The following is a 4,734-nucleotide window of genomic DNA, read 5'->3' as shown; positions in this document are numbered from 1 at the left end:
ACCATTATCAGGGCATTTAAAGTAAGACATATTTTCTACAAGACCAATGATAGGAATATTCATCATCTCAGCCATCTTAACTGCTTTTGATACAATCATAGACACAAGCTCCTGAGGAGAAGTGACAACAATAATCCCATCAACAGCTATAGACTGAAATACTGTAAGAGGAACATCACCAGTACCTGGAGGCATATCTATGAACATAAAATCCACATCACTCCAGATGACATCACTCCAAAACTGTTTAACTGTATTGGCAATAACAGGTCCTCTCCAAACAACGGGATCTGTATCATTTTCTAAAAGTAAATTAACAGACATAATGTCAATGCCGGTTTTTGTTTTAACAGGCAATAGTCCAAGTTCATTACCTACAGCTTTTTCTCTAATGCCAAAAGCTTTAGGGATAGAAGGCCCAGTGATATCAGCATCAAGAATAGCAGTATGATAACCCATTCTGTTCATTGTAACTGCAAGCATAGAAGTAAGCAGTGACTTACCTACTCCTCCTTTGCCACTAACAATACCAATGACCTTTTTGACGCTGCTATTTTCATGTAATTTCTCAGAGAAATCATTTTGTTGTTCTTTTCTTTCTGCACAGTCTTCTGCGCAACTGTTGCAGCTTTGATCGCAATTTTCGCTCATAATTTTAGCTCCTTATTTTTAGATTGTTATGCAAAAGTTTTTATCTACTTGTATCAATATAATACAATAATGATCGTTAAAATCATTAAATATGGATTACTCTTAACTTATGTTGTGACAATTATTATCTTCATTCATTATCGCCTTCAAATAAGCCTTCCATAGTCTTATTATAGACCTCTCTTACTGCTAACCCCGATGCACAATTTATATCCACAATAGTCTGGCCGTTATTAATCGCTTTTACTGCATCTGAATCAAAAGGTATTTTACCTACAAAGGTCAATCCTTTGTTTTTACAAAACAGCTCTATCTGCTCTGTATTTACATAATTGGTATCAAATTTGTTTATACAGATTGCAATTTTTGTTCCAAATTTTTCTGCTGTTTTTATGATGCGCTCCATATCGCTAATACCCGATATGGAAGGTTCAGCCACGACTAAAACCATATCTACACCACTAATGGATGCTATAACAGGGCAACCAATACCCGGTGAACCGTCAATAATGGCAAGTTCAGTATCTGAAGTTGCTATTTTCATCTGCTTTTTGACCTCAGTAACCAACATCCCAGAGGTGCCACTGCCCATTTTCAATTGTGCTGTTGAAAAAACTTTTTCTTTATTTGTATACAACATCAACTCCCCTGCTATAGCAGGTTTTAAAGATATAGCGTCTACAGGACAAACGTACTCGCAAACACCGCAGCCTTCACAGGCAAAAGGATTTACTTCATATGTCTTTCCAACTGAAATGGCGTCAAATCTGCAGTTTTGTCTACATTGATCGCATTCCATACATCGTTCAGGATTTACCTCAGCTTTTGGCAGACCATAATAATCTGTTCTTTTCGGCTCAGACCTTTGTCCTATTATAAGGTGTAGATTAGGTGCATCTACATCACAATCTGCGTAAGCCTTAGCGTTTGAAAGTTTTATAAAAGCACTGGCTATTGTCGTTTTTCCAGTACCTCCTTTTCCGCTAAGAATTAGTAGTTGTTTCATATTGCACCTCCTTTTTTACGGTCTCTAGCAAATCGGAAAATATGGCACAATATTTTTTACTTTTTCTAGCTACAATTTCACCATTTGAATTCAACATGCCAAGTTCGCTGTCGAAGGGTAAACGCCCTAAAATTTTGATGTTTTTTTCTAAACAAAATTTTTCAGCTTGATTTTCTCCCTCTAGACATTTATTGAGAACCACCCCGAAAGGCTTATTAAATAACTTGACTAGTTCGTATACCATATTGAGATTATGAACGCCAAACAATGTAGGCTCAGCGACTAACACACAATAATCAGCATCCTTAATGCTCTCCATTACGATACAAGCACTTCCAGGAGGGCAATCAATAAAAGTCTGTTCATCTGCTTGGGATCTATTGTCAACAAGCAGTTCTTTTATAATTGGAATACCTGAAGCTTCACCTGTGTTCAATATTCCTGTGTATACTGCTACCTCATTGGAAATTCCTCTTTGAATTTTCCCAATACTTTTTTCTTTCTCTGTCAACGCCTTTTCTGGGCAAAGCATAATGCACCCACCGCAAGAGTGGCAAATCTCTTCAAATATAATCAGTTTATCTTTTATATAGGCAAGGGCATTAAATTTGCAAAAGTCAACGCACTTTCGGCATCCATTGCAACGTTCATTATCTACTTGTGGGATTTTTACAGATACTTCTTCTTCCTGCACATCTATAGGTTCAAAAAACAGATGTCCATTGGGTTCTTCAACATCACAATCAATATAAGTTGATTTTTGCGCTACTGCAGCTAAATTAACTGATACTAGTGTTTTACCTGTACCACCCTTGCCACTTAGCACGGCTATTTTCATATTAATTGCCGACCTGGCCATGAAATCCCTCATGAATTTCATCTAACAAAGAAAGTGTTCCGGCAATAAAAGCGTCAATATTATCTTTTACTGAATGGGTTGTCGTTTTATATATTTTGATATTAGCAGCATTTAACACATCAGCAGCATTTTGCCCACATCGAGGAGTTAGCAAAACTTCTATATTACTATCTACAATTATTTGTGCAGCTTTAATTCCTGCGCCACCTGAACTAGCTGCTGCGCTATTGTCTATAAATGCACTCTCTTTTGACTCCGTATCGTATATAAGAAAATAAGGAGTACGTCCAAAAGATACACATACATTTGTTCCCATGTCTTTTTCATCTACGGGTATTGCTATTTTCATAAAAATCCTCCATTCTATTTTTTACTCAAATATTTTTTAATTGCATCTCGTAAAGCGCTCACACCTAAATTTGAGCAATGAACCTTTTCTTCTGGAAGCCCATCTAGAGCCTCAATAATATTCTCTTCTTCAATGTTTAGAGCTTCATCTAATGTCTTACCTTTGGCTAATACTGACGTCATGCTTGACGTGGCAATAGATGCACAACAGCCAAAAACAAGATAGCTTATTTCTTTAATGCAATTATCCTCTACTTTTATATACATGGTAAGAAAATCACCACATGAAGAATCTCCAATGGTACCCCACGCATCTGCATCTGTCATTTCATAGGCATTTTTAGGATGCGTAAAGTGCTCAATTACTTTTTCCGAATAAATAATCAATCACCTCTATTTTTATTATCTACAAAACGCATAGTATGCCCATACCTACGGCAACCTCGGTCACATCCATTTCGTAATCCATCGCAAAGGCGATACTCGCCTCCTTCAATTAACAGTATCTTTCCATTGACTAATGATTGTGCTAGCTTTTTTCGCCCTTCCATATAGATACCTTGAACAGTGGTACGAGCTACATTCATTTGGTTAGCGCACTCTTCTTGCGTAAAGCCCACCAAATCAATAAGCCTTATTGCTTCATACTCATCAACGGTCATATTTACATAATTGTCAGCATCAGTAGGTAAGTCAAGAGGTCCAAATTTACTACTTTCAGGTAAACAGCATACTTTTCTTCATTTTATTGGTCGTGCCATGTTTTTTCACCTCAATTCTAGTCGGAGATAACTAGAGCGTCCTCGAGTTATCTCTGATAACCATTAGAGATTGCCTAATTGCTTATCAATAACTTCAAGGCGGTTTTGTAATAATTCTTTTTGTTTATGAAGTAGCTCTTTTTGTGTTTTAGATGAAGTCTGATCAACTGCAAAACCTCTACCAAAACCACATCTGCAAGCAAACCCTAACCCCATTGCAAGACCAGTTCCATATTTAAGTGCATTACCACCTATGCAACTTCCCAAGCCTCTTCCAGTTTTTGGACCAATCCCCATTGGACCAGTTCCATCTCTTCTTGCCATACTATTCACCTCCTTAGTATTTCCGACATATGTCATTTATATTTTTTATTATACTCCGTTTATGTCATATGTCAATAACTTTTTTTTACTTAACTCACTATTAATCACAAACCCCTCCATAAATCGCACATCGTATTGCCATGAATAATGATAAATATGCCTATTTAGGGCATAAACGTCTTTATACTAATCCCTACATGCACCCCGGTAGTAAACACTATTATGCTAAGTCCAAGATTTTAGGAGGGGAAATTTATCTTATAGAGTAATGTTTTCAGGTATCTTCCCTTTTTTTGAATCAAATTCAACGAACACTCTGTATTTTTAGGGAGTTTTATCTCAGGGGAGATTCTATTTTATATTGTCCTTTGATGCCCTTTTGTTAGAATATATTTAGTAGCTTATCCACCGTCTCATCCTTTAAAATGAATACTTGATTTTCATCGCCAGTAGTAATGCTCGGTTGTCATATTTGCATACTTTTCCTATTCTATACTGTGTGAATCTTTATTAGTAAGACCTTTTGTTTTATTAACAAAATCCCCCTTCAACAGCGTGAGCCGTAATGAAACAAATCAGAAGGAGGACTCTATTATGTTAGAACAAGCTACTAAAGACGAACTTTTCCACGCATATTACAAACGCTGGATTACTGTTTACAAAGAAGGTGCTATACGATCCGTTACCATGGCTAAATATTTGATGACACATCACTGGTTGGTTAAATTAGTGGTGATAGAATAAAAAACGGAGAAGTTAAACATGGTATGTTCTTGAATCTGATA

The 4,734-nt window shown here is 36.5% G+C and carries 7 protein-coding genes and 1 pseudogene; 1 reads left to right on the top strand and 7 read right to left on the bottom strand.

The annotated features are described in order from the left end of the window. From Q7P22_RS06640 to Q7P22_RS06610, 7 genes and pseudogenes are all read right to left on the bottom strand, one after another. On the bottom strand, positions 1-651 hold a 651-nt coding region (locus tag Q7P22_RS06640; protein WP_303862216.1), incomplete at its 3' end, for an Mrp/NBP35 family ATP-binding protein. Positions 652-781: 130 nt separating this feature from the next. Further along, entirely contained in the window at positions 782-1,657 is an 876-nt protein-coding gene (locus Q7P22_RS06635; protein ID WP_303862213.1) for an ATP-binding protein, read from the bottom strand. Then, complete coding sequence (locus Q7P22_RS06630; protein WP_303862221.1) at positions 1,635-2,495, bottom strand: ATP-binding protein; 861 nt, start codon at positions 2,493-2,495, stop codon at positions 1,635-1,637. The genes Q7P22_RS06635 and Q7P22_RS06630 overlap by 23 nt, the downstream gene beginning before the upstream one ends. 1 nt (position 2,496) lies before the next feature. Then, positions 2,497-2,865, bottom strand: coding sequence for a NifB/NifX family molybdenum-iron cluster-binding protein (locus Q7P22_RS06625; protein WP_303862210.1), 369 nt, complete (start codon positions 2,863-2,865; stop codon positions 2,497-2,499). A 14-nt stretch (positions 2,866-2,879) separates the two neighbouring features. Beyond that, positions 2,880-3,245 carry an iron-sulfur cluster assembly scaffold protein gene (locus Q7P22_RS06620; protein ID WP_303862218.1) on the bottom strand — a complete coding sequence of 122 codons (366 nt, stop codon included), beginning with the start codon at positions 3,243-3,245 and terminating at the stop codon, positions 2,880-2,882. Positions 3,246-3,247: 2 nt separating this feature from the next. Beyond that, a pseudogene (locus tag Q7P22_RS06615) lies at positions 3,248-3,625 on the bottom strand (DUF134 domain-containing protein). Positions 3,626-3,688: 63 nt separating this feature from the next. Further along, positions 3,689-3,949, bottom strand: a complete 261-nt coding sequence (locus Q7P22_RS06610; protein WP_303862207.1) for a DUF5320 domain-containing protein — start codon at positions 3,947-3,949, stop codon at positions 3,689-3,691. A gap of 594 nt (positions 3,950-4,543) precedes the next feature. Here Q7P22_RS06610 and Q7P22_RS06605 point away from each other — a divergent pair. Beyond that, the gene (locus tag Q7P22_RS06605) at positions 4,544-4,693 is read left to right on the top strand and encodes a hypothetical protein (protein WP_369695503.1); all 150 of its coding nucleotides are present in this window, start codon (positions 4,544-4,546) and stop codon (positions 4,691-4,693) included. Positions 4,694-4,734: the final 41 nt, after the last annotated feature.

Source organism: Alkalibaculum bacchi (assembly GCF_937875145.1).
Taxonomy (GTDB): Bacteria; Bacillota; Clostridia; order Eubacteriales; family Alkalibacteraceae; genus Alkalibaculum; species Alkalibaculum bacchi_A.
This window is presented reverse-complemented; position numbering and strand designations above follow the sequence as displayed.

Excerpts from the sequence above, each read along its gene's own strand:
- Q7P22_RS06635 (WP_303862213.1), bottom strand. The coding sequence starts at position 1,657 with ATGAAACAACTACTAATTCTTAGCGGAAAAGGAGGTACTGGAAAAACG.
- Q7P22_RS06625 (WP_303862210.1), bottom strand. The coding sequence starts at position 2,865 with ATGAAAATAGCAATACCCGTAGATGAAAAAGACATGGGAACAAATGTA.
- Q7P22_RS06630 (WP_303862221.1), bottom strand. The coding sequence starts at position 2,495 with ATGAAAATAGCCGTGCTAAGTGGCAAGGGTGGTACAGGTAAAACACTA.
- Q7P22_RS06610 (WP_303862207.1), bottom strand. The coding sequence starts at position 3,949 with ATGGCAAGAAGAGATGGAACTGGTCCAATGGGGATTGGTCCAAAAACT.
- Q7P22_RS06605 (WP_369695503.1), top strand. The coding sequence starts at position 4,544 with ATGTTAGAACAAGCTACTAAAGACGAACTTTTCCACGCATATTACAAA.